Genomic DNA, 23,512 nt, shown 5'->3' with positions numbered 1-23,512 from the left:
CCGCTGCGCGGCCCTTCGCGGGTAAACCCGCTCCCACAGGGATTGCATGAAACCCTGTGGGAGCGGGTTTACCCGCGAAGGGCTGCGCAGCAGCCCCAACTTCTCCAGGCTTACGCCAGGCTCTTGCTCACCACCTCATACACATCACTGGACAGCGCGCCCGAAGCCAGAATCCGCTCCAGCTCACCCTTCATCAGCGCCTGACGTTTATCGTCATACTTGCGCCAGCGGGTCAGCGGCGCCAATTGGCGCGAAGCGATCTGCGGGTTCAGTGCATTGAGCTCGATCACCAGGTCCGCCAGGAAGCGATACCCCGAACCGTCAGCGGCATGGAAGTTGACCAGGTTCTGCCCGGCGAAAGCACCGACCAGTGCCCGCACCTTGTTCGGGTTCTTCAAGGTGAAGGCCGGGTGCTGCATCAGTGCCTTGACCCGCGCCAGCCCGCCCGGCAAGGCACTTGCCGCCTGCACGCTGAACCACTGATCCATGACCAGCGGATTGTCCTTGAAGTGCTCGGCGAAGGTTTCCAGGGCCTTGGCCCGCTCAGCCTCGAACGGCGAGTTGACCAGCACCGCCAGGGCGGTGAGGCGCTCGGTCATGTTGTCGCACTGATCGAACTGCTCCAGGGTCGCTTCCACAACCTGCGGCTTGCCGCTCAACATCAGGTACGACAGCGCAATGTTCTGCAGGCTGCGGCGCGCGAAGTGCTCGGCAGAGGCGACGTAAGGGGTCTTGCGCGACACTTCGCGGTTGGCCTGGTAACGGCCCCACAGGGCGTCGAACAACTGCGCGGCGATCTGCTGGCGGGCAAACTCGCGGGCCGCATGGATGGCGTCCACATCGGCCACCTGGCTGATCTCGGTGAGGTAGGCCTCGCCCGGCAGCGAGAGCATCTCGGCGACCATGGCAGGGTCCAGCGACTCATTGCCAACCACGGTACCCAGTGCGGTGATCAGGCGCTGATCAAGCGTGAGCGCTTCGCCACGCTGGTGCTGGCCGATCAGTTCCTGCAGCACCTGCACCGACAACTGCTGCCCCGCTTCCCAGCGGTTGAAGCCGTCGCTGTCGTGCTGCATGAGGAACATCAGCTGGTCGCGGTCGTAGGGGAAGCTCAGCTTGACCGGGGCGCTGAAGCCGCGCAGCAACGAGGGCAGCGGCTTGCTGGCGATACCTTCGAAGGTGAAGGTCTGCTCGGCTTCGGTCACCGACAGCACGCGGCTGGTGCCGTTGGCGGCGCTTTCGCCGGCCAGGCGCAGCGGCAGGTCATTGCCTTCGGCGTCCAGCAGGCCCAGTGCCACCGGGATCACGAACGGCAACTTCTCGACCTTGTCCGGGGTCGGCGGGCAGCTCTGGCGGAAGGTCAGGCTGTAGCGCTGCGCAGCGGCATCGTAAGCCTCGCTGACTTCCAGGCGCGGGGTGCCGGCCTGGCTGTACCAACGCTTGAACTGGCTCAGGTCGACGCCGTTGGCGTCTTCCATGGCCTTGATGAAGTCGTCGGTGGTCACCGCCTGGCCGTCATGGCGCTCGAAATACAGGTCGCTGCCTTTGCGGAAGCCCTCGGCCCCCAGCAGGGTGTGGACCATGCCGACCACCTCGGCGCCCTTCTCGTACACCGTCAGGGTGTAGAAGTTGGAGATCTCGATGAAGCTGTCCGGGCGGATCGGGTGGGCCATGGGGCCGGCGTCTTCGGCGAACTGATGGGTGCGCAGGTAGGCGACGTCCTCGATGCGCTTGACCGTGCGCGAGTTCATGTCGGCGCTGAACTCGGCATCGCGGTACACCGTGAAGCCTTCCTTGAGCGACAGCTGGAACCAGTCGCGGCAGGTCACGCGGTTGCCCGACCAGTTGTGGAAGTACTCGTGGGCGACCACGCCTTCGACGCGCTGGTGGGCAGCGTCGGTGGCGGTCTCGGCACGGGCCAGCACACAGCTGGAGTTGAAGATGTTCAGGCCCTTGTTTTCCATGGCGCCCATGTTGAAGTCGTTGACCGCGACGATCATGAAGATGTCCAGGTCGTATTCACGGCCGTAGACCTCTTCGTCCCAGCGCATGGACTTCTTCAGGCTGACCATGGCGTGGTCGCACTTGTCGAGGTTCTCTTCCTCGACATAGATACGCAGGGTCACGTCACGGCCGGACTGACGGGTGAACTCACTCTCGACACACCACAGGTCACCCGCCACCAGGGCGAACAGGTAAGCCGGTTTCTTGAACGGGTCTTCCCAGGTGGCCCAGTGGCGGCCGTCTTCGGCCGGCCCGCTGCCGATCGGGTTGCCGTTGGACAGCAGCACCGGGTAGCGATGCTGCTCCGCGATCACGGTAGTGGTGAACACGCTCATCACGTCCGGGCGGTCGAGGTAGTAGGTGATCTTGCGGAAGCCCTCGGCCTCGCACTGGGTGCAGAACATCTTGCCGGACTTGTACAGGCCTTCCAGCGCAGTGTTGCTTTCCGGGTGGATCTTCACGCTGGTGTCGAGGGTGAAGCGCTCGGTTTTCGGCTGCAGGGTCAGGCTGCTGTCGTCGAGTTGATAGTCGCCCGCTTGCAGTTCCTGGTCATCCAGCGATGCGCTCAGCAACTCCAGCTGCTGGCCGTCGAGCACCAGTGGCGGCAAGCCCGCGCCACGCGCGGGGTTGCGATGCATGACCAGTTGCGCGTGCACCAGCGTGTGGTCCTCGAACAGCTCGAAGGTCAGGTGCGTCTCGTCGATCAGGTACTCGGGGGCCTGATAGTCCTTGAGGTAGATCACTTGCGGTTGTTCGGTACGCATGGTGACGATCCTTTACTGGAGCACGGCCAGTTGATAGGCCGTGTACTTGCGAATGTTGATCACGCCGGTGTCGAAGATCAGGTACTGGCCCTTGATGCCCAGCAGCGTGCCTTCCACGACCGGGTCCTTGTCGAGGTTGAAGCTGACGATCTTTTTCGGGTAAGCCTCGACCGGGTAGCGCATCTGCACCACCTCGGCGTCGGGCAGCGGCTGGATGGCCTGCAGGCCAAAGCGCTCCTGCAACCCACGGATACCGTCGGCGCAGGCGTCGAAAATCTGTTCGCGGATGGCCACCAGATCGAGCACCTCGGCATCGCCCTTGAGCAATGCACGCCAGTTGGTGCGGTCCGGCACCTGGCTGCGCAGGATGTCTTCGACCAGCCCGGACTGTTGCCGGGTGGCCACGCGCATGATCGGCAGCGCCTGGCTGGCGCCCTGGTCGAGCCAGCGGGTGGGCAGTTGGGTGGCACGGGTGATGCCGACCTTGATGCCCGACGAGTTGGCCAGGTACACCACGTGGTCGGTCATGCAGAACTGCTCGCCCCACGACGGCTCACGGCAGGTGCCGGCATCGTAGTGGCAGCGTTCCGGGGCCATGATGCACACGTCGCACTGGGCCAGCTTGGTCATGCACGGGTAGCAGTAACCCTGGCTGAAGCTGGTCTTGGTGCGCTTGCCGCAGTGGGTGCAGTGGATGGCGCCGAGGTACTCCAGGCGGATCGACTGGCCGATCAGCGGGTTCACCGGCACCTGGGTGTCGTCCAGGCGGAAACTGTATTGAACGACCGGTGCTTCCAGACGCACCGCCATCTTGCTCAAAGAGCCACGAGCGAGTTCGATCAATGTACCGAGTCCGACTTGAACAGGATGTTGGCGATCGGCGCGGACTTCGATGCGCACTCTTGCGGGCCCATGTAGCCGGTGCGCTGGTCTTCGGGCAGGTTCTGGATTTCCCAGGCGATCACGGCCTGCAGCGACAGTTCTTTCTGCTCGGCGGTGAGCTTGCGGCCATCGGACCATTTGCCGATTTCGACGGCCGTTTTCAGGCTTTCGTAGATCTCGGGGGTGATGTTTTCGATCATTTGCGCGAACGTGGACATGGTGTCTCCTCAGTCAGGCGGACAGTTTACGCCGGGCGAGCCATCCACCCAAGAGCCCCGTCAGGCAACCGATGAGCAACCCGCCGACATGGGCGGCGTTGGCGATCTGGCCGAAGCCGAGCTGCCCCACCACACCGCTCAGGCACACCAGCAGCCAGATCAGCATCATCGCCAGCACGCCCCGGGGCAGGCTGAACTGCGGATTGGGCGCCAGCTTCTGGTACAGCCAGACATGCCCGAGCAAGCCGTACAGCACGCCGGACAAGCCGCCAAACAGGCTCGGCCCGCTGGTGAAGTGCTGGGCCAGGTTGGACACCAGGCTGAACAGCAGGGTCAGTGACAGCAGCATCCACGGTCCCTGGCGCAGCTCGATGCGCTTGCCCAGCTCCCAGTACCACATCCCGTTCATCGCCAGGTGCAGCACGCCGAAGTGCAGCAGCATGGGCGACACCAGGCGCCACCACTGGCCTTCGCCGAGCGCCTGCAGCAGCGGGGTGAAATACAGGTACTCGCCCTGCACCTGGAACGGCAGGAAGGTGAACCAGGCGATGGTGGTCAGGTTGTCGCCCAGACCGGTCAGGCCGGCGACCACCAGGCTCAGGAACAGCACGCTGGCGGTGACCTTGCAGGCGATGGCCTGTTCTTTCAAGGAGGGCACAGGCGCAGGCAAGCTGCCTTGCGCTTGCTCCGGGATGGCTTGCAGATCGGCATTGCCGTCGGGGTAGCGCGTGTACAGCTCGCGAACATCCTCGGCAATTGCCGGCGGCACCCACAGCACCTGCTCCCCGCCCTCCTCGACCACCCGGTGCGGCACCTGCAGGCGCCGCAGCAGGGCGACGAAACCGCTGAGGTCGACCGCCAGCGGCAGGCGCAGCACTTCGATCACGTTCATTGATTGGCCTGTGGGCGTTCGACGTCGACCCAGACGAACTTGTGCGGGTCGATGCGGGTTTCGTCATCCAGCCGGTAGGCGGCCAGCTTGCCGTACAGCACGGCACTGTAGTCCAGACAGGCTAGGTTGCCGCGGATCGGCGCCGGGCGGCCGCTGCGCCAGTAGTGGCCAACGAACAGCAGCGGTTCGTCCTCGGTGTAGCGCAACAGGGCGTTCTTCTGGTGATGGCTGAGCGGCGCACGCGCCACCTCGTCGGGCAACGCGTCGGGCTGGAAGACGATATCGCCGTAGGTCTGCGGGTCTTCTTCCCAGAACTTGGTGCGGAAGAAGGCGCGGGTCAGGCCATCGCCGCCGGTCAGCGTCAGGCCGTCCGGCAGGCGCATGTCGGTGCCGCGCAGCAGGCGATTGCACACGGTAGCGGCGAAGCTGCCGGACACTGCCGAGGCCTGCACGAAGTGCTCGTCGATGCAGCCGTTGGGGTACTGCTTACGCAGCGGTTCGATCAACTGCGGGTCCCAGCAGGCGTGCACCAGGCGGAAACGCCCGGCGTCGACGAACAGCGGCAGCTCGTAGAACCACTGGATGAAGTCGTGCCAGTCGCCGGGGTGCTGGGCGAACTGGGTGAGGGTTTCGTCGATCAGCCGGGCATGCCGTGGCGTGTGTTCGCGCACGTAGGCCTTGCCACTGCCCGGCAGCGCCGGCGTGACCCAGCCCAGGGCGTTGTATTCGTGGTTGCCCATGATGCAGAAGGCCTGGCCGGCCTCGACCATGTCGTGGACGATGTGCAGCGCTTCGCGAATGCGCGGGCCCCGGTCGACGATATCGCCGAGGAACAGCGCCTGGCGCCGTGGGTGCCGCCATACACCACCGATGCGTTTGTAACCGAGGGCGTCGAGCAGGCGCTCGAGGGTGAGCGCACAACCGTGCACGTCACCGATGATGTCGAAACTGCGCGCCGGATCGAGCATCAGTCGTCCCTGCCCCCCAGGCGGCTGCCCCAGCCAAGCTTGGTGCGGCAGACCTCGTAGTAGTTGTGGTCGAGCGGATGGATCAGGCGCAGCTTCTGCGGCTTCTTGCTCACCGTGATGGTGTCGCCGGGGGCGCAGGTGAAGTGGTTCTGGCCATCACAGGAGACCTGCGGGTAGATCTGCAGGTCGTTGGACACCACGATCTTCAGCTCGCTGTTGCCATCCACCACGATCGGCCGGCCCGACAGCGTGTGCGGGTACATCGGCACGATGACGATGGCGTCGAGCTTGGGGTGCATGATCGGCCCACCGGCGGACAGCGCATAGGCCGTGGAACCGGTGGGGGTGGCGACGATCAGGCCGTCGGCCTTCTGGCTGCAGACGAACTGGCCGTCGATGTAGATTTCGAACTCGATCATCCGCGTCGATTTGCCCGGGTGCAGCACCACATCGTTGAGCGCATCGCCCTGGCCGATGGCCTCGTGGTGGCGGCGCACCTCGGCCTGCAGCAGGAAGCGGTTCTCTACCAGGTAGTGGCCGTCGAGCACTTCGGCGACTTTCTGTTCCAGCTCATCGGGGCGGATATCGGTGAGGAAACCCAGATTGCCGCGGTTGATGCCCAGCACCGGAATGTTGTGCCGAGCCAGGGCGCGGGCGGCGCCAAGCAGGCTGCCGTCGCCACCGACCACGATGACCAGGTCGCACACCTCGCCCAGCAGCTTGCGGGTGGAGGTTTGCAGGCCGTGGCCGGGCAGTACTTCGGCGATGGTGTCCTCGAGGATCACGTGCAGGTGGCGCTCGAGGAGGAATTTTTTCAGTCGGCGAATGGTGTCGAGCACCTGGGAGCTGCCAAGGCGTCCGATGATACCGATATTGCGAAATTGCTCCATGGTGCTCCTGCAAGGCTCTGCGGCGGGGTGACTATGCCGGGATTATGGGCGAAAGCACCGGGCAGCGGCAAACCGGCTATGCTCGCGGGATGATGCCCTTCGCCGACCTCGCCCCCCTGCCCCGCCAGTTGCGCCACCCCGCGGTGCGCGACCTGGCCTGGACGATCCTGTCGCCGCCCCTGTTGCAAGACACCCCGCAGCCACAGCGCCACCCGCTCCACGCCAGCGGCTGGGCCGACGACCCGGCGCGCCTGGCCGACTGGCTGCGCGCACTCGACCAGGCCCCGGCGCCGTTGCTCGAAGGGCTGGCACGCCTGAGCAGCCGTCGGCTGGGGCTGTACTACGAAGCGCTGTGGCAGTTCGCCTTGCGCCAGGCGCCCGGCATCGAGCTGCTGGCGGCCAACCTGGCGATCCGCGATGGCGGGCACACCCTGGGCGAGCTGGACATCCTGCTGCGCGACCGCCAAGGCGATCATCACCTGGAGCTGGCAATCAAGCTTTACCTGGGGCCCAGTACGGGTGAGGGCAGCGACCCGGCCGATTGGCTTGGGCCTGGCTGTCATGACCGGCTGGGACAGAAACTGGCGCACCTGGCGCACCACCAGTTGCCCATGTCGAGTGGCCCGCACAGTCGTCAGGTGCTCGACTCGCTGGGCGTGGACAAAGTGCAGGCACACCTGTGGCTCGGCGGTTATCTGTTCTATCCCTTGGCAGGCCCGGCAGCCCGACCGCCCACCGGCAGCAACCCCGAACACCTGCGCGGCGGCTGGCTGCACCGGCGAGACTGGGCCAACGACCCGGCGCAGCGCTGGCAGCCCCTGCCCCGGCATGCCTGGCTGGCACCGGCACGCCTGGCGCCAGGGGACTGCTTGAGTGCAGCGCAATTCCAGGCGTGGCTGGCGGGGCTGGACGCCCACGCACCCGCACAACTGCTGGCCAGAATGGCGCAGCAGGCAGACGGGGCCTGGGAAGAGGTCGAGCGGGTATTCCTGGTGGCCGACAGCTGGCCACACCTGCCTGGGTGATGAGCCCAGGCCCCTTCAGCGGCTGATCCGTGAAGAGGCCCGGCAGGCGCGAGGGAAGATCAGGAGGCCTCGGCCACAGGCTCAGGCGCCGGGCAATGGGCCTGGGCATCCTGCGGCCACAGCACCTTGCCCTTGCCATCCACTACCTGCTCCGCACCGCACGGCAGACGGTTGGTGTCGAACACCACGGTGCCGTCCAGGCGGTACAGGGCACGCAGGGTTCGCACGGCGTCGTCGCCATTGCCCTCGACCCGGTAGCCGAAGATTGCACCCCTTGCTTCGTCAACCTGCAGGTCTTGCCATTTGGCCGGCACCAGCAGCTTGCCGTCGAGGTCGTACAGCGCCCGCGAAGCGTCCGAAGTGCTGCCCTCGGAAGCCACCAGATGGTGCCCGTCCGCCGTCAGCTTGATCATCACGAACTGCTCAGGCTTGATCAGCACCTTGCCCTGCTCGTCCATCAGGCCCACGGTGGCGGTCTCGCTCGGCATGCCGAGGAACGTCACGGTCTTGCGCGGCGACTTCAGTTCGGTGAAGGCAAAGCGCTTGGGGGTGATCACGCCAATCTGCTGGTAGGTGGGCTGAACCAGCACTTTGCCCTGGTCCAGGTCGATGGTGCCGTAGGTCGCCAGGAAGGCGTTCTGCAGCTTGCCGATATGGTTGAAACCCGGGCGATGGCCGCTCATGCCCATCAGGCCGAGGCCTGCGTCACCGACCGAATCGTATTCGGGCTGGATCAGCCACTTGCCGTCGTGGCCGATCATGCCGGCCTTGCCACGATCTTCCTCGGTGCGTGGCACCTGCACCATGGCACCGGTCTTGCCGAAGGTTTCGCAGCTCTGGTATTGCGCCTCGATGATCACCTTGCCTTGGTAGTCGAGATAACCACAGGGTTTGTCGTAGCCATCGCGGTAACCCACCAGGCCAGCGCCCGGAGTGCCCAGCCAGTATTTACCGAGCGGGATCACCAGATCGCCTGCGGCATTGGCCAGGCCGACACCGGCTTGCCCTTCGCGGGAGACCACCAGGAAACCATCCGCCGCGCTGGTAATGGTGTCGAAATCAAGCTTGCGCAGCACCTTGGTCTGCAGGTTGTAGCCCCAGTTTTCACTGCCTTTCTGGGCGAGCACCCAGTTGCCGCGTTTGGCGAAATCGTCGCGCACGTACATCGAATCGAACACCGCTTCGCTGACCTTCTCGCCCTTGGGCGTAAGGATGCCGCGCCGCTCATCCAGCTCAACGACGATGAAGTCATTTTCGCCACCGACATAAATGCTATCGAACGCGGCCGGCAGGACTTCCTTGCCCTGCTCGTCCATCACCCCGGACTTGCCATCGCGCACGAAGCCGAACAGGCCCGGCGTCAAGGGGAAGACCTCATCGGTGAGCTCGGCGCGCAGCACCTGCTTGCCGTCGCCACTGGCCAGGTTCCAGTAGTCGCCTTTGCCGAAGATGAAGGCATTGGTGAAGGGCTGGGTGTAGATCAGGTCGTAGTCGTTGTCGGGGCCAACGCGAAAGGCGCCGTTTTGATCCAGTACCGCGCACTGGTCGTTGACGCACAGCGGAATGGTCATCTGGGCAACCGGCGGCGTCTTGACGGCCGGGGCTTGCTCACAACCGGCAAGCAGCAGGGAAAGGGAAGCCAACAGCGCCGCCCGAGGGGCGGTAATCAGGGGTTTCATTGAACACATCATCCTTGTGCGATAGAAAACAGGCGCAGGCCCATGGCCACCACCTGGTTCGCTATGTCGGCTGCACTTGATAGATCTGAAGCAAGCCGTTTTTCACGCCAGCGATTAAAGTTGAGGGCAGGCGCCAATCAAGAGCGCCCTTCCAGACCTGATGACGAGGATCCACCATGGTTTCATCCACCCCCGCAGCCCATTACTCGCGGCTGTCGATCACCCTGCACTGGCTGATGCTGGTGCTGCTGGCCGCCGTCTACGCCTGCATCGAGCTGCGCGGCCTGTTCCCCAAGGGCAGCGCCGAACGCGATGTGATGAAGGATTTGCACTTCATGCTTGGCCTGAGCGTGTTCGTGCTGGTGTGGCTGCGCCTGGCCCTGCGCCTGTCGCGCCCCACCCCAGCGATCGTGCCCAAGCCACCGGCCTGGCAGACCGGGTTGTCGCACCTGGTGCACCTGCTGCTGTACCTGATGATGATCGGCCTGCCGCTGGCCGGCTGGGCGATCCTCAGCGCCGCCGACAAGCCGATCCCCTTCTATGGCCTGGAGCTGCCGGCCATCGTCGCGCCGGACCCGGACCTGGCCAAGTTCATCAAAGGCTGGCATGAACGCATCGGCAGCTGGGGCTACTGGCTGATCGGCCTGCACGCACTCGCCGGGCTGTATCACCACTACGTGCGCCGCGACAACACCCTGCTGCGCATGCTGCCCTACAAGTAACCGCGTCGCCCCTGCAGGCCACCGCTGTGCAGGAACACCAGGCGGGTGCCGGGCTTGAAGCGCCCGGCCGCCACCTGGTCACGCAGGGCCAGCAGCGCCTTGCCGGTGTACAAGGCTTCCAGAGGTAAGCCGGCCTGCCGTTCGCTATCGGCGACGAACGCCAGCAGCTCGTCGTCGATCCGGGCGAAGCCGCCACGGCTGGCTTCATGCAGCGTGTATCCGTACGGCCCAGCCAGTGCCGCCACGGTTTGCGGCACGCCATGATCCAGGGGCACGGCCAGGGCACCATGCACCGCATGCCTGCCCTGCTCCGCCAACACCAGCCCCGCCAGGGTGGTGCCGGTACCGGCGGCCAGCCACCAGGCGTCGTAGTCCTGCCAACCCAGTGCGGCCAGTTGTGCCCGGCACTGCTCGACGATCAGCGCGCAGCCCTGGGCACCGGCGGGGCCGCCGCCGCCTTCGGGGACGCAGTGCCAGCCCGGATAACGGGCCTGCCAGGGCTGCCAGAAACCCGCCTGGTGCCGGTCTCGGTAACCTGCGTAACCCAGCCAGTGCAACTGCATGCCCAGCGCCCGAAGGTCGCGCACGGTCGGCGTGTCCTGCTCATGGCCACGCAGCAGCCCGGCGGTGGCGAAGCCGAAGCGCTTGCCGGCAGCGGCCAGGGCATGCAGGTGGTTGGAGTGGTTGCCGCCCAGGCTGATCAGGCCCGGTGATCCGGCCTGCCGGGCTTCGAGCAGGTGGTGGCGCAGCTTGAACCATTTATTGCCGCTGATCAGTGGGTCGATCAGGTCAAGGCGCAGGACGGCGGCCTCCAGACCGGCATGCTGGAGCCAGGGCAGATCGAGGCGCTGCAGGGGGGCTTGGGGCAGGGAGAATTCGGGCATGGCGCGAGTTTATCAGTTGCCCGGACAAACGCATCGCGGGGCAAGCCCGCTCCCACGCTAGCCCGTGGGAGCGGGCTTGCCCCGCGATTGCGATGGATCACAGCTCGGCGGCCAACCTCGACCCCTGGTTGATCGCACGCTTGGCATCCAGCTCTGCAGCCACGTCCGCGCCACCGATCAGGTGCACCGACTGCCCCGCTGCCAACAACCCTTCGTGCAACTCGCGCAGCGGGTCTTGCCCTGCGCAGACGACGATATTGTCCACCGCCAGCAACTGCGGCTCGCCTTCACCGACGCGCACATGCAGGCCGGCATCGTCCACGCTCAGGTACTCGACGCTGTTGAGCATCTGCACCTGCTTGTTCTTCAGCCCCGTGCGGTGGATCCAGCCGGTGGTCTTGCCCAGGCCGTCACCGACCTTGGTTTTCTTGCGCTGCAGCAGGTACACCTGGCGCGCCGGGGCATGCGGTTCGGCCTTGATACCGGCCACGCCGCCACGGGCCTGCAACTGGCCGTCGATGCCCCACTCCTTCCAGAACGCCTCGCGGTCCTGGCTGGTGGCCACGCCCTTGTGCACCAGGTACTCGGACACATCGAAACCAATACCGCCGGCGCCGATCACCGCCACCCGCTCGCCCACCGGCTTGCGCTCCAGCAGCACGTCCAGGTAACTGAGTACCTTGGCGTTGTCGATGCCGGGGATGGCCGGGGTGCGCGGTGCGATGCCGGTGGCCAGGATGATTTCGTCGAAACCGCCCTCGACCAGCGCCGCCACATCGACGCGCGTATCGAGCCGCAGGTCGACGCCGGTGCTCTTCACCTTGTTACGGAAGTAGCGCAGGGTCTCGAAGAACTCCTCCTTGCCCGGCACACGCTTGGCCACATTGAACTGCCCGCCGATTTCGCTGGCGGCATCGAACAGGGTCACCTGGTGGCCACGCTCGGCAGCCACGGTGGCGGCAGCCAGGCCGGCAGGGCCGGCGCCGACCACGGCGATGCGCTTGACGTTGAGCACTGGCAGGTAGTTGAGTTCGGTCTCGTGGCACGCACGCGGGTTGACCAGGCAACTGGTCAGTTTGCCGCCGAAGGTGTGGTCCAGGCAGGCCTGGTTGCAGCCGATGCAGGTGTTGATCTCGTCGCCGCGGCCTTGCGCGGCCTTGTTGACGAAGTCCGGGTCGGCCAGGAACGGCCGGGCCATCGACACCATGTCGGCGTCGCCTTCGGCCAGCACGGCCTCGGCCACCTCAGGGGTGTTGATGCGGTTGGTGGTGATCAGCGGAATGCTCACCGCGCCGCGCAGCTTGGCGGTGACCTTGCTGAATGCCGCGCGCGGCACTTTGGTGGCGATGGTCGGGATGCGCGCCTCGTGCCAGCCGATCCCGGTGTTGATCAGGGTGGCGCCGGCCTGCTCGATGGCCTTGGCCAGCAGCACGATCTCTTCCCAGTTGCTGCCGCCCTCGACCAGGTCGAGCATCGACAGGCGGAAGATGATGATGAAGTTCGGCCCTACCGCCTCGCGGACCCGGCGCACGATCTCCACCGCCAGGCGCATGCGGTTCTTGTAGCTGCCGCCCCAGCGGTCAGTGCGGTGGTTGGTGTGGGCCGCCAGGAACTGGTTGATGAAGTAGCCTTCCGAACCCATGATTTCGACGCCGTCGTAGCCGGCGCGTTGGGCCAGGCTGGCACAGGTGACGAAGTCGGCGATCTGCTTTTCGATGCCCTCCTCGTCCAGCTCCTTGGGCTTGAACGGGTTGATCGGCGCCTGGATGGCACTGGGCGCCACCTGCTTGGGGCTGTAGGCATAGCGCCCGGCGTGGAGGATCTGCAGGCAGATCTTGCCACCGGCTGCATGCACGGCCTCGGTGACGATCCGGTGCTTGTCAGCTTCGGCTTCGGTGCTCAGCTTGGCCGCACCGGAATACACCCCGCCCTCGTCGTTGGGAGCGATGCCGCCGGTGACCATCAGGCCGACACCACCGCGGGCACGCTCGGCGAAGTAGGCCGCCATGCGCTCGAAGCCGCCCGGGCGCTCTTCGAGCCCGGTGTGCATCGAGCCCATCAGCGTACGGTTGCGCAAGGTGGTGAAGCCCAGGTCGAGTGGGGCCAGCAGGTGCGGATAAGGGGTGTTGGCCATGGATAAGCTCCACAGGTGGCGTGATCACGGAATGCGGGAACCTCGAAGGCGGGCCCCGTCGTTTGTCTGTGACCGACATTAAACAGGCGTTTGAATGCGCTCAATGATCGAAACTGACAACTTATTGATCCTGCTGCACAGCAGGCTTACCCTAACCTCCTCTTTCCCCACTGCGCTGAACCGCTCCATGCGAAAACTGCTAGCCGGCGCCCTGGCGCTGGTCATCATCGCCGGCCTTTGCGGCTATGGCTTCTGGACCCTGCAACGACCGGAAGGCCACTACCTGTCCGACCTGCGTATCGAGCTGGCGCTCAACCAGGGAGTGCCGGGCGAGCACGGCAACCTCCTGGGTGTGGAACCGCTGCTGTACCCAGGCGATTACCAGAACCTTGCACGCCTGCACCGCAAGCTGTCGGCGTACCTGCAGCAGGCCCGTGACCAGGGCCTGGTGAATGCCCGTACCGTGGTGGTGCTGCCCGAGCATATCGGCACCTGGCTGTGGGCCCGTGGCGAGAAGAACGAGCTGTACCAGGCCACCCGCGACCGCGAGGCCTGGCAATGGCTGGAGTTGAGCAACCCGCTGCGCTACGGCCTGGCGATGTTGTCGGCCAGCGGCGACGACCGGCGCAGCGATGCGCGCCTGCGCATGAAGGCCGCGCAGATGGCCGCCGATTACCAGCAGCTGTTCGGCGGTCTGGCGCGGGAGTTCGGGGTCACCCTGGTGGCCGGTTCGATTGTCTTGCCCGCCCCTTACGTGAAGAACGGCGTGCTGCATGCCGGCAGCGGCCCGCTGTTCAACAGCAGCCTGGTGTTCGCCGCTGACGGCAGCGTGCTGGGGCAACCGCAATACCAGCGCTACCCGGACAGCGAAACCCGCCGCTACATCCACCATGGCCGCCAGCAGCCGCTGCAGGTGCTGCAGACACCCGCCGGGCGCCTGGGCGTGCTGGTCGGCAGTGACAGCTGGTACCCGGACAACTACCGGCTGCTGGCCGGGCAGTCGGTGCAACTGATCGCCAACCCGGTGTTTCTCAGCGGCAAGCAGCGCTGGCAACTGCCCTGGCGCGGCAACCGTCACCAGGCCGCGGCGGCCGAACTGCCGTTGCAGCGTGGCGAGGTCAGCGAGCAGGAGGCCTGGCAACGGCTGACCCAGGCGGCCAGCGACGGCGCCGCCAGCATGAGCGTGTTCATGCGTGGGCAGTTCTGGGAACAGAGCGGTGGCGGCCAGGGCTTTGCCAGCGAGGCCGGCACCTTGTGGGCGGGCAGCGCCAGCCAGGGCGCCCGCCTGCTCAACCTGTGGCTGTAACGCCATGCCCCGTCAGCGCGTGCGCCTGGGCGAGTTGTCGGTAGGCTTCGTCCAGCCCCTGGCCGAAGCGCTCGGCCAGCTCGGCCACGATCCGCAGCCACTGCTGCTGCGTTATGGGCTGGATAATCGGCGCCTGGCCGAACCCGGGGCGCGCCTGTCGATTCCGCGCTACATGCACTTGGGCCACGCCGCCATCGCCTTGAGCGCTGAGCCTGCCCTGGGTTTGCACATGGGCCAGCTCAGCCACCTGGCCCAGGCCGGGTTGGCCGGCGTCACCGCCGCCCAGGCGCCGACCCTCGGCGAGGCCGCGCGTACGCTGCTGCGCTTCGAGCCGCTGTATGCCGCCAACTACCGTGGCCAGTCGAGCTTTCATGAAGACCAACAAGGCGCCTGGCTGCGCTTCTACTCCATCAGCCCGTACAACGCCTACAACCGCTTCGTGGTCGACTCGCTGCTCGGCGGCTGGCTGGCGCAACTGTCCAGCCTGGCCGGCAGGCCGATCCAGGCCGAGCGGCTGGAGATCGAGTTCGAAGCGCCGGCTTATGCCGATCAATACCAGCGCCTGTGCAGCACCACCGTGCAGTTTGGCGCCGCAGCCAACCAGTTACGCCTGGGCCAGGCCACCCTGGCCCTGGCCAACCCGCAACACTGCCCGAGCACCTGGCAGCACCTGTTGCAGCTGTGCGAAACGGAACTGGCCCAGCGCACCCGGGTACGCAGCCTGGGCGAACGTATCACCCACCTGCTGGGGCCGCTGCTCAATGGCGGCCGCGAACCGGATCTGGAGGAAGTGGCGCAGCACCTGCAGATGCCCACCTGGACCCTGCGGCGCAAACTCGCCGAAGAAGGCACGCGCTATCGCAACCTGCTCAACGATACACGCCGCGACCTGGCCGAGACCTACATCCGCGACACGGAGCTGGCCTTCGGCGAAATCGCCTATCTGCTGGGGTTTGCATCGGCCGAGGCCTTCCAGCGCGCATTCAAGCGCTGGACGGGCGTAACGCCGGGGGAGTTTCGCCGCCATCAGCGGCAGGTGGGTTAAAGCTCGGTGGCGTCGTCCGCCGGCTCAGGCACATCCAGTTCATAAGCCTGGAATTCGAGCAATTCTTCCTGGTAGTCGTCCATCTGCCTGCTTCCTCGTTCTTCGTTCATGGGATCCACCGCCACCCTAGGGTTTGTACGGAAAGTGCCTGCGCGACGATCATGCTGCGTTGAAAACAGGCTCGGAATGCTCATTTGCAACCAGCAAACTCCGCTTCCTCGCCTGTTTTCGCCTTGCCTGATCGCCGCTCGGCGACTTTTCGTACAAACCCTAAGCGGGTCGAATGACAGAGCCATTACAGCCCCATGAACGGTAAACGTAGCAGGCCTGCGGGAAGTTAGCGACCGCTCACGGCGAAGCCGGTGCCGCTTCGCTCTGCGCAGGCTGCTGCAGGGCCTGGATCGGGGCCGCCTCGACGGGCGGTGCAACCGGTTGCGAACCGTGGCTGTCATCCACCACCGGAGCTGCCGGCGCTTCGTGAACGGGCACGGCGGGGGCCGGCTCAGGGGCGGCAGGTGCGCTGGCCTGGGCTGCGGCAGACGCGGCCACCGGGGCGCTTGCCGCCAGCGGCGCCGCCTCTGGCTGGGCGGGTGCCAGCGAAGTTGGCGCAGGCTCGGGCAGCCCCAAGGCTGGCGCTGGTTGCTCCACTTTCGGCGGCTCGGCAGGGGTATCGGCCTTCTTCACCTTTTTCGGCTTCGGCAGGTAGCCCTCCACCAAGGCGAAATAACGCTCGTAGAACTGTGGCGCGGCCACTGTCTCGCTGGCGACCTTGACCATCGAGTCGTCGCTGGAGCCGATCGGCATCGACACCGAGCCCAGCACCCCGACCCCCAGGCTGGCAGAGGTGTTGGATTTTTTCAGGGTGTAGCGGTCCTGCAGGGCGTTGGCGAACATGGTCGAACGCTGCTTGTCGCTCATGTCCGGCACGCAGGTGATGTTGAAGCTGATCTGCATGTGGTTTTCGGCGCTCTGCTGAAAACTCTTGTTGCCGGCCACCTGGTTGGCATCGCTGCTGGTGATGATGTAGCCCTGGCTGAGCAGCGCACGCCGGGCAGCTTCGCAGGAGCCCGCTTCGCTGACCGGGAAACTGCGTGAGAAGGTGCCCGAGTCGTCGAAGTTCTCGTGCTCGTACACGGTAGCCTTCTTCGAGGAGCAACCGGATACGCCCGCCAGCACAAGGGCCAGCCCGAGCGCACCGTAGACGGATGATCTGGACATCGTGAATTCCGGGTAAATCGAACGGTGCCTATTGTGCAACACATCCACAAGCCACCGAAACCTTGAAAGGGCCAACATTGCGCAAGGTTCATGTAAAGGCGTGGATGACGCCGACCAAAGCGCTGGGAACTTTCTCGCGATAATTAGCGATTTTTCGTACGCCAGTCACAAGAACCTCCTAACCAGACAAGGAAATTCCCTCGCTAGACTCATTCGCCCGTTCGAATGCCCAAGGAAATCGCTGATGAAGAATCTGCCGGTCCGCCTGAAACTCTTGCTTAGCCTCTCCCCACTGGTCTTGCTGGCAGCCCTCCTCGTCCTGACCGCGATCTTCACCCTCGGCACCCTGACCCATCGGGCTGAACGCCTGGTCTCGGTCAACTACATTCTCGACAACCTCAACGACATCCGCGCCACACAGATGGCCTATGCGCTGAACGGTGAACATGCAGAGCTGGAAAACCTGCGCCACGCCTACCGAAAAGTAAACGAGCTGATCGACGAGAATCTGACGCAGATGCCCTCCCCCCAGGCGCAGACCCATCTTGGCGTCACACGCAAGATCATGGGCAACTACATGGGCGATCTGCAGCACAGCCTCGAGGCAGGTACTGAGACACTGGTCGGCTCCACGGGCAAACAGCTCACCACACAAGTGCTTGCGGCCATCGAACACATCAACCAACTGATCACCCAGCAGAACCAGGTCAGTGCCGCCGAGCTCGGCCAACGCACGCGCCTCATGCTTGCCGTGTTCTGCGGCACATTGCTGCTGGCCTGCCTGGTAGCCTGGCTGCTGATCCGGCAGATCTGCGCCCCCCTGCAACAGGCACTGGACATGGCCCGGCGCATTGGCGAAGGCGACCTGAGCGCCAATGACCTTGGCCCACGCCACGATGAGTTCGGCCAACTGCTCCAGGCCCTTGAGCGCAGCAGCGCCAATTTGCGCGGTATCTTGCGCCGGATCGGCCAGGCCTGCGAGCAGCTTTCACAGGCCTCGGCGGCCCTGGCTTGCGTGATCGAACGCACCAGCAGCGGTGCCGCCAGCCAGCAGAGCGAAACTCGCCAGGTGGCGGCGGCCATGAGCCAGATGGCCTGCGCCGTGCAGGAGGTGGCGCACAACAGTTCGCTGGCCAGCGAGGCGACCCGCCAGGCCACTGACAAGGCCGAACTCAGTCAGCAGGTGGTCAGCAATACCCAGAGCCAGGTTGCCCAGCTGGCCAGTGACATCAGCAGCAGCACCGAGGCCGTGCAACAGCTGTGCGCCTCTGCCGAACAGATCAGCAGCATCATGACAGTTATCCGCTCGGTGGCCGAGCAGACCAACCTGCTGGCCCTGAACGCGGCCATCGAGGCCGCCCGCGCCGGCGATGCCGGGCGCGGCTTCGCGGTGGTGGCCGACGAGGTGCGCGGTCTCGCCCTGCGTACCCAGCGCTCCACTGCCGAGATCGAAGCACTGATCACCCGCCTGCAGGACGGTGCCCGCCAGGCGGTGGAATGCCTGCAAGGCAACCGCCGCGTGGCCAGCACCACCGTTGAGCTTGCCAATCAGGCGAGCGAGGCCCTGCAGGTCATCACGACCAGCGTTGATGATATCCAAGGCATGAATCAGCAGATTGCCGCCAGTACCGAGCAGCAAAGCACGGTCGTGGTGGCCATTCGCCGTAATGTGGAGCGGGTGCGCGATGTCGCCGGCCACTCTCTCGATGCCAGCCGGCAAATCGAGGAAGCGTCTATCGAACTGGAGCGGGTGGGCGGCGAGCTGAAAGGGTTGATCGGTAATTTCAGGCTCTGAATGAGGCAACCTGACAAGCGCCAGAAACGAAAAAAGCGACCGAAGGTCGCTTTTTTGTTGTTCCGAGCTGTTCAAGGGGCTCAGAACTGAAGATGGCGCAGCGGACGGGACTCGAACCCGCGACCCCCGGCGTGACAGGCCGGTATTCTAACCGACTGAACTACCGCTGCGTATCGCTCGGGCTTGCACCCGATTGAAACTGGGATCCAGGCTTTCAAGCGTTTTGGACGCGAAAGCCAGGCACAAAAAAAGCGATGCGAGATCGCCTTTTTTGTTTTGCTTCGAACTGTTCAAGGAGTTCAAAACACAAGATGGCGCAGCGGACGGGACTCGAACCCGCGACCCCCGGCGTGACAGGCCGGTATTCTAACCGACTGAACTACCGCTGCGTATCGTTCAGGTTTGCACCTGATTGAAACTGGGATCAGCCTCAGGCATATTTGCCTTCGACTTCAGACCGGTGCCAGGCACCCATCTGATACTGAAAAATGGCGCGGCGGACGGGACTCGAACCCGCGACCCCCGGCGTGACAGGCCGGTATTCTAACCGACTGAACTACCGCCGCGCAGTGTGGACTTGCGTCCTGTTCCTCTCTGACTTTCAGCTTCGCTAGAAGCATCCTGTACCAGAAACATTCTCAGGAAGTGGTGGGTGATGACGGGATCGAACCGCCGACCCTCTGCTTGTAAGGCAGATGCTCTCCCGGCTGAGCTAATCACCCCCGCGATGTTGCTTGTTGCGTTTGCTTCGCTGAGGCCGCGAAATTTACGCAGGTACCGATGCTAAGTCAATAGCCCCATTGAATTTTTTTTAAAAAAGATGAAAAAGCAGCTGCTAGCTTGAAGCTGCAAGCGGCAAGAAAAAAGCACGTCGCCTGCACACCCTTTTGAAACCCTGAAACAACGAAAGGACCTCGCGGTCCCTTCTTGCAGCTTGAAGCTAATAGCTTGTCGCTCAGGTGTAGATCATCTTGCGGGTCATGCCGCCATCGACCACGAATTCCTGGCCGGTGACGAACCCCGCCTGGCGCGACAGCAACCATGCCACCAAGGCCGCCACGTCCTCCACCGTCCCTACCCTGCCCGCCGGGTGCTGGTCATGGTCGGCCTCAGTCAAGGGCTCGGCTCGACGCTGCGACGGGTCACGGGCATCGATCCAGCCGGGGCTGACGGCATTGACGCGGATTTCCGGCCCCAGGCTCATCGCCAGGGCGTGGGTCAGTGCCATCAGCCCGCCTTTACTTGCCGCGTAGGCTTCCGTATCCGGCTCGGACTGCCGGGCACGGGTAGAGGTCAGGTTGACGATGGCACCGCCATGGGCGCGCAGGTACGGTGCGCAATGCTTGGCCAGCAGCATCGGACCATTGAGGTTGACCGCCAGCACACGGTTCCACTGGCTGAGCGACAGGCTTTCCAGCGTCTGGTTGTGCGGATTGGCGATGGCCGCATTGCTCACCAGCGCATCCAGCCGGCCGAACTGCCCGAGCACTTCGGACACCCCGGCACTGACCTGGGCTTCGTCTGCAACATCCATGCTGACGAACCAGGCATTGTCGCCCAGCGCCTTGGCCACCCGGGCGCCACGCTGGCGGTCCAGGTCACTGAGGACGACTTGCCAACCTTCGCAGATCAGCCAGGCGGCGATGCCCAGGCCGATGCCACGCGCGGCACCGGTGACCAGGGCCACCCGGCCGTTATGGCCAGGCTCGCCACCCTTCCAGTCGATCACAGCGCCGCCAGACCGCGGGCAAGATCGGCTTGCAGGTCGGCCACATCTTCCAGGCCGACGGCGACGCGGATCAGGCTGTCACGGATGCCCGCCGCTTCACGCTCCTGCGCCGACAAGCGGCCGTGGGAGGTGGTGGCCGGGTGGGCGATGGTGGTCTTGCTGTCGCCCAGGTTGGTGGTGATCGAGATCACCCGAGTAGCATCGATGAAGCGCCAGGCGCCCTCTTTGCCACCCTTGACCTCGAAGCTGACCACCGCGCCGAAACCGCTCATCTGGCGCTTGGCCAGCTCATGCTGCGGATGGCTAGGCAGCCCGGCGTAGTGCACCTTCTCCACACCGTCCTGCTGCTCGAGCCACTCGGCCAGGCGCTGGGCGCTCTCGCAATGGGCGCGCATGCGCAGCTTGAGCGTCTCCAGGCCCTTGGTGAAGATCCAGGCATTGAACGGGCTGAGGGTCGGCCCGGCGGTGCGCAGGAAGCCCACCACTTCTTTCATCTGTTCGCTGCGCCCGGCAACCACGCCGCCCATGCAACGGCCCTGGCCGTCGATGAACTTGGTGGCCGAATGGAACACGATGTCGGCGCCAAGCTTGAGCGGCTGCTGCAAGGCCGGGGTGCTGAAGCAGTTGTCCACCACCAGCATGGCACCACGGGCATGGGCGATCTCGGCCAGCGCGGTGATGTCCACCAGCTCGGCCAGCGGGTTGGACGGCGACTCGACGATCAGCAGCTTGGTGTTGGCCTTGATGGCCTGCTCCCAACCGCTCAGATCGACCAGCGGCACATAGTCCACCTGCACGCCGAAGCGCTTGAAGTACTTTTCGAACAGGCTGATGGTCGAGCCGAACACGCTCTGCGACACCAGCACGTGGTCGCCGGCACTGCACAGCGACATCACCACGGCCAGGATCGCCGCCATGCCGGTGGAAGTACCCACGGCCTGCTCGGCACCTTCCATTGCCGCCAGGCGCTCTTCGAAGGCGCGCACGGACGGGTTGGTGTAGCGCGAATAAACGTTGCCCGGCGTCTCGCCGGCGAAACGCGCGGCGGCGTCGGCGGCCGTGCGGAAGACATAGCTGGAGGTCAGGAACAGCGCTTCGCTGTGCTCGCCCTCCGGTGTGCGGTGCTGACCGGCGCGAACCGCCAGGGTGTCGAAACCGACACCCTCGAGGTCACTGTCCAGTCGCCCGGCATCCCATTGATCCGTCATGCCGTCGCTCCCAAAGTCAGTTGTTGTACAGGTCGATGATCGCGCTGACTGCCTGGGTCTTCACCTTGGCCAGGTCGTTACGGGCCTGCTCGATGCGCTCGAGGTAGGCGTCGTCGATGTCGCCGGTGACGTACTCACCGTTGAACACCGCGCAATCGAAGTGCTCGATCTTGATCTTGCCGCCACCGACCGATTCGATCAGGTCCGGCAGGTCCTGGTAAATCAGCCAGTCGGCGCCGATCAACTCGGCCACCTGTTCGGTGGTACGGTTGTGGGCGATCAGTTCGTGAGCGCTCGGCATGTCGATGCCGTAGACGTTGGGGTAGCGTACCGCAGGGGCCGCGGAGCAGAAGTAGACGTTCTTGGCGCCGGCTTCGCGGGCCATCTGGATGATCTGCTTGCAGGTGGTGCCGCGCACGATCGAGTCGTCCACCAGCATCACGTTCTTGCCGCGGAATTCCAGCTCGATGGCGTTGAGCTTCTGGCGCACCGATTTCTTGCGCGCAGCCTGGCCGGGCATGATGAAGGTACGGCCGATGTAGCGGTTCTTGACGAAGCCTTCGCGGAACTTCACGCCCAGGTGGTTGGCCAGCTCCAGCGCGGCGGTGCGGCTGGTGTCCGGGATCGGGATGACCACGTCGATGTCATGGTCCGGGCGCTCGCGCTGGATCTTCTCGGCCAGTTTCTCGCCCATGCGCAGGCGCGCCTTGTACACCGAGACGCCGTCGATGATCGAGTCCGGGCGGGCCAGGTAGACGTGCTCGAAGATGCACGGCTGCAGCTTGGGGTTGTTCGCGCACTGCTGGGTGAACAGTTGGCCTTCTTCGGTGATGTACACCGCTTCGCCTGGCGCCAGGTCACGGATCAGGGTGAAGCCGAGCACGTCGAGCGCGACGCTTTCCGAGGCGATCATGTATTCGACGCCTTCGTCGGTGTGACGCTGGCCGAACACCACCGGACGGATGCCGTTGGGGTCACGGAAACCGACGATGCCGTAGCCGGTGATCATCGCCACCACCGCGTAACCGCCGACGCAGCGGCTGTGCACGTGGGACACCGCGGCGAACACGTCTTCCTGGGTAGGCTGCAGCTTGCCGCGCACCGCCAGCTCATGGGCGAACACGTTCAGCAGCACTTCGGAGTCGGAGTTGGTGTTGACGTGACGCAGGTCGGACTCGTAGATCTCCTTGGCCAGCTGCTCGACGTTGGTCAGGTTGCCGTTGTGCGCCAGGGTGATGCCGTACGGCGAGTTGACATAGAACGGCTGGGCCTCGGCCGAGGTGGAGCTGCCGGCGGTCGGGTAACGCACATGACCGATACCGATGCTGCCGACCAGGCGCTGCATGTGGCGCTGCTGGAACACGTCGCGCACCAGGCCATTATCCTTGCGCAGGAACAACCGGCCGTCATGGCTGGTCACGATACCGGCAGCGTCCTGGCCGCGGTGCTGGAGGACCGTAAGCGCGTCATACAGCGCCTGATTGACGTTCGACTTACCGACGATACCGACGATGCCACACATGCGACGCAACCCCTACTTTGATGAAACTTGAGTGAATAGCGCTCAGGGCTTTGCAGGCCCGAGCAGCTGTTCCTTGAACGGAAGGTCAACGGGTGCGCTGACCCCACTGGACATCCACTGGCCGGTGAACCCGAGAATCAGGTTTTTCGACCAGTCGGCTACCAATAGAAATTGTGGTATCAGGCGTGATTCCTGCCACCACGGATCCTGTTGTACCGGCCCCAGGCTGAGCAGCCCGACAGCCACCACCACCAGCAAGGCCCCACGCGCGGCGCCGAAGGCCGTGCCGAGGAAGCGATCGGTGCCGGACAACCCGGTCACGCGAATCAGCTCGCCGATGAGGAAGTTGAGCATTGCCCCCACCAGCAAGGTGGCGACGAAAAGAATGGCGCAGCCGGCGATGGTGCGCATCGAGGGCGTCTGGATGTAGCTTTCGAGATAGACCGAGAGCGAGCCACCGAACATCCAGGCCAGCGCCCCGGCGACAATCCAGATGACCAGAGACAGAGCTTCCTTGACGAAGCCGCGTTTGAGACTGATCAGTGAGGAAACGGCGATGATCGCGATGATCGCCCAATCAACCCAGGTAAATGCCACGGTGCTGCCTGCCGACGTTTGAGGCGGCGC

Annotated in this window: 19 protein-coding genes and 4 tRNA genes; 5 read left to right on the top strand and 18 right to left on the bottom strand. The window is 64.7% G+C overall.

The window, feature by feature from the left end:
• Positions 1–110: 110 nt before the first annotated feature.
• Genes pepN through LOY51_RS08335 form a run of 6 tightly spaced genes read right to left on the bottom strand, consistent with a single transcriptional unit; the run spans position 111 to position 6,618 of the window.
• Entirely contained in the window at positions 111–2,768 is a 2,658-nt protein-coding gene (gene pepN, locus LOY51_RS08360; RefSeq protein WP_258645663.1) for an aminopeptidase N, read from the bottom strand.
• Positions 2,769–2,780: 12 nt separating this feature from the next.
• Positions 2,781–3,611 carry a DUF2797 domain-containing protein gene (locus LOY51_RS08355; protein ID WP_110995860.1) on the bottom strand — a complete coding sequence of 277 codons (831 nt, stop codon included), beginning with the start codon at positions 3,609–3,611 and terminating at the stop codon, positions 2,781–2,783.
• Complete coding sequence (locus LOY51_RS08350) at positions 3,608–3,868, bottom strand: YeaC family protein (RefSeq protein WP_110995859.1); 261 nt, start codon at positions 3,866–3,868, stop codon at positions 3,608–3,610. Before LOY51_RS08350 ends, LOY51_RS08355 begins: the two co-directional genes overlap by 4 nt.
• 13 nt (positions 3,869–3,881) lie before the next feature.
• On the bottom strand, positions 3,882–4,760 hold the full coding sequence (locus tag LOY51_RS08345; RefSeq protein ID WP_258645661.1) for a rhomboid family intramembrane serine protease: 879 nt from the start codon (positions 4,758–4,760) through the stop codon (positions 3,882–3,884).
• A complete protein-coding gene (locus LOY51_RS08340) occupies positions 4,757–5,728 on the bottom strand; it encodes a metallophosphoesterase (RefSeq protein WP_125463276.1) in 972 nt (323 codons plus the stop codon). Before LOY51_RS08340 ends, LOY51_RS08345 begins: the two co-directional genes overlap by 4 nt.
• A complete protein-coding gene (locus LOY51_RS08335) occupies positions 5,728–6,618 on the bottom strand; it encodes an NAD(+) kinase (RefSeq protein ID WP_110995856.1) in 891 nt (296 codons plus the stop codon). The genes LOY51_RS08340 and LOY51_RS08335 overlap by 1 nt, the downstream gene beginning before the upstream one ends.
• A 44-nt stretch (positions 6,619–6,662) precedes the next feature.
• Between LOY51_RS08335 and LOY51_RS08330 the strand changes: the two genes are divergently transcribed.
• Complete coding sequence (locus tag LOY51_RS08330) at positions 6,663–7,643, top strand: DUF1853 family protein (protein WP_258645658.1); 981 nt, start codon at positions 6,663–6,665, stop codon at positions 7,641–7,643.
• A gap of 59 nt (positions 7,644–7,702) precedes the next feature.
• On the opposite strand, the gene LOY51_RS08325 is transcribed toward LOY51_RS08330, so the two are convergent.
• Complete coding sequence (locus tag LOY51_RS08325; protein ID WP_258645657.1) at positions 7,703–9,322, bottom strand: WG repeat-containing protein; 1,620 nt, start codon at positions 9,320–9,322, stop codon at positions 7,703–7,705.
• Positions 9,323–9,498: 176 nt separating this feature from the next.
• Here LOY51_RS08325 and LOY51_RS08320 point away from each other — a divergent pair, with 176 nt between their 5' ends.
• Positions 9,499–10,044, top strand: coding sequence for a cytochrome b (locus LOY51_RS08320; RefSeq protein WP_110995853.1), 546 nt, complete (start codon positions 9,499–9,501; stop codon positions 10,042–10,044).
• Here LOY51_RS08320 and LOY51_RS08315 read toward each other — a convergent pair.
• On the bottom strand, positions 10,035–10,928 hold the full coding sequence (locus LOY51_RS08315) for a 1-aminocyclopropane-1-carboxylate deaminase/D-cysteine desulfhydrase (RefSeq protein ID WP_258645656.1): 894 nt from the start codon (positions 10,926–10,928) through the stop codon (positions 10,035–10,037). The two genes, LOY51_RS08320 and LOY51_RS08315, sit on opposite strands and share 10 nt — an antisense overlap.
• 97 nt (positions 10,929–11,025) lie before the next feature.
• Positions 11,026–13,062, bottom strand: a complete 2,037-nt coding sequence (locus LOY51_RS08310; RefSeq protein WP_258645654.1) for an NADPH-dependent 2,4-dienoyl-CoA reductase — start codon at positions 13,060–13,062, stop codon at positions 11,026–11,028.
• 187 nt (positions 13,063–13,249) lie between these two features.
• Here LOY51_RS08310 and LOY51_RS08305 point away from each other — a divergent pair, with 187 nt between their 5' ends.
• Complete coding sequence (locus LOY51_RS08305) at positions 13,250–14,368, top strand: nitrilase-related carbon-nitrogen hydrolase (protein ID WP_125857924.1); 1,119 nt, start codon at positions 13,250–13,252, stop codon at positions 14,366–14,368.
• Between the two features lie 4 nt (positions 14,369–14,372).
• Entirely contained in the window at positions 14,373–15,413 is a 1,041-nt protein-coding gene (locus tag LOY51_RS08300) for an AraC family transcriptional regulator (RefSeq protein ID WP_125857923.1), read from the top strand.
• A gap of 348 nt (positions 15,414–15,761) precedes the next feature.
• On the opposite strand, the gene LOY51_RS08295 is transcribed toward LOY51_RS08300, so the two are convergent.
• Positions 15,762–16,631, bottom strand: a complete 870-nt coding sequence (locus LOY51_RS08295) for a DUF2242 domain-containing protein (protein ID WP_125463268.1) — start codon at positions 16,629–16,631, stop codon at positions 15,762–15,764.
• A 244-nt stretch (positions 16,632–16,875) separates the two neighbouring features.
• Between LOY51_RS08295 and LOY51_RS27335 the strand changes: the two genes are divergently transcribed.
• Positions 16,876–18,426 (top strand): methyl-accepting chemotaxis protein, encoded by a 1,551-nt coding sequence (locus LOY51_RS27335; RefSeq protein WP_258645651.1) that lies wholly within the window; start codon positions 16,876–16,878, stop codon positions 18,424–18,426.
• 93 nt (positions 18,427–18,519) lie between these two features.
• Here LOY51_RS27335 and LOY51_RS08285 read toward each other — a convergent pair.
• From LOY51_RS08285 to LOY51_RS08250, 8 genes are all read right to left on the bottom strand, one after another.
• A tRNA-Asp gene (locus LOY51_RS08285) sits at positions 18,520–18,596 on the bottom strand.
• Positions 18,597–18,738: 142 nt separating this feature from the next.
• Positions 18,739–18,815 (bottom strand) — tRNA-Asp (locus LOY51_RS08280).
• 100 nt (positions 18,816–18,915) lie between these two features.
• A tRNA-Asp gene (locus LOY51_RS08275) sits at positions 18,916–18,992 on the bottom strand.
• An 80-nt stretch (positions 18,993–19,072) separates the two neighbouring features.
• Positions 19,073–19,148: transfer RNA gene (locus tag LOY51_RS08270), tRNA-Val, on the bottom strand.
• 233 nt (positions 19,149–19,381) lie between these two features.
• Positions 19,382–20,155 carry an SDR family oxidoreductase gene (locus LOY51_RS08265; RefSeq protein WP_258645649.1) on the bottom strand — a complete coding sequence of 258 codons (774 nt, stop codon included), beginning with the start codon at positions 20,153–20,155 and terminating at the stop codon, positions 19,382–19,384.
• Positions 20,152–21,363 carry an O-succinylhomoserine sulfhydrylase gene (locus tag LOY51_RS08260; protein ID WP_125857919.1) on the bottom strand — a complete coding sequence of 404 codons (1,212 nt, stop codon included), beginning with the start codon at positions 21,361–21,363 and terminating at the stop codon, positions 20,152–20,154. The genes LOY51_RS08265 and LOY51_RS08260 overlap by 4 nt, the downstream gene beginning before the upstream one ends.
• Before the next feature lie 16 nt (positions 21,364–21,379).
• Entirely contained in the window at positions 21,380–22,885 is a 1,506-nt protein-coding gene (gene purF / locus LOY51_RS08255) for an amidophosphoribosyltransferase (protein ID WP_110995844.1), read from the bottom strand.
• A 42-nt stretch (positions 22,886–22,927) separates the two neighbouring features.
• On the bottom strand, positions 22,928–23,482 hold the full coding sequence (locus LOY51_RS08250) for a CvpA family protein (protein WP_125463266.1): 555 nt from the start codon (positions 23,480–23,482) through the stop codon (positions 22,928–22,930).
• Positions 23,483–23,512: the final 30 nt, after the last annotated feature.

The sequence above is a fragment of the Pseudomonas sichuanensis genome (assembly GCF_024749065.1).
Lineage (GTDB): Bacteria > Pseudomonadota > Gammaproteobacteria > Pseudomonadales > Pseudomonadaceae > Aquipseudomonas > Aquipseudomonas sichuanensis.
The sequence above is the reverse complement of the archived record's forward strand: the minus strand, read 5'-3'. Positions and strand labels throughout refer to the sequence as shown.

Excerpts from the sequence above, each read along its gene's own strand:
- pepN (WP_258645663.1), bottom strand. The coding sequence starts at position 2,768 with ATGCGTACCGAACAACCGCAAGTGATCTACCTCAAGGACTATCAGGCC.
- LOY51_RS08350 (WP_110995859.1), bottom strand. The coding sequence starts at position 3,868 with ATGTCCACGTTCGCGCAAATGATCGAAAACATCACCCCCGAGATCTAC.
- LOY51_RS08345 (WP_258645661.1), bottom strand. The coding sequence starts at position 4,760 with ATGAACGTGATCGAAGTGCTGCGCCTGCCGCTGGCGGTCGACCTCAGC.
- LOY51_RS08340 (WP_125463276.1), bottom strand. The coding sequence starts at position 5,728 with ATGCTCGATCCGGCGCGCAGTTTCGACATCATCGGTGACGTGCACGGT.
- LOY51_RS08335 (WP_110995856.1), bottom strand. The coding sequence starts at position 6,618 with ATGGAGCAATTTCGCAATATCGGTATCATCGGACGCCTTGGCAGCTCC.
- LOY51_RS08330 (WP_258645658.1), top strand. The coding sequence starts at position 6,663 with ATGGGCGAAAGCACCGGGCAGCGGCAAACCGGCTATGCTCGCGGGATG.
- LOY51_RS08325 (WP_258645657.1), bottom strand. The coding sequence starts at position 9,322 with ATGAAACCCCTGATTACCGCCCCTCGGGCGGCGCTGTTGGCTTCCCTT.
- LOY51_RS08320 (WP_110995853.1), top strand. The coding sequence starts at position 9,499 with ATGGTTTCATCCACCCCCGCAGCCCATTACTCGCGGCTGTCGATCACC.
- LOY51_RS08315 (WP_258645656.1), bottom strand. The coding sequence starts at position 10,928 with ATGCCCGAATTCTCCCTGCCCCAAGCCCCCCTGCAGCGCCTCGATCTG.
- LOY51_RS08310 (WP_258645654.1), bottom strand. The coding sequence starts at position 13,062 with ATGGCCAACACCCCTTATCCGCACCTGCTGGCCCCACTCGACCTGGGC.
- LOY51_RS08305 (WP_125857924.1), top strand. The coding sequence starts at position 13,250 with ATGCGAAAACTGCTAGCCGGCGCCCTGGCGCTGGTCATCATCGCCGGC.
- LOY51_RS08300 (WP_125857923.1), top strand. The coding sequence starts at position 14,373 with ATGCCCCGTCAGCGCGTGCGCCTGGGCGAGTTGTCGGTAGGCTTCGTC.
- LOY51_RS08295 (WP_125463268.1), bottom strand. The coding sequence starts at position 16,631 with ATGTCCAGATCATCCGTCTACGGTGCGCTCGGGCTGGCCCTTGTGCTG.
- LOY51_RS27335 (WP_258645651.1), top strand. The coding sequence starts at position 16,876 with ATGAAGAATCTGCCGGTCCGCCTGAAACTCTTGCTTAGCCTCTCCCCA.
- LOY51_RS08260 (WP_125857919.1), bottom strand. The coding sequence starts at position 21,363 with ATGACGGATCAATGGGATGCCGGGCGACTGGACAGTGACCTCGAGGGT.
- purF (WP_110995844.1), bottom strand. The coding sequence starts at position 22,885 with ATGTGTGGCATCGTCGGTATCGTCGGTAAGTCGAACGTCAATCAGGCG.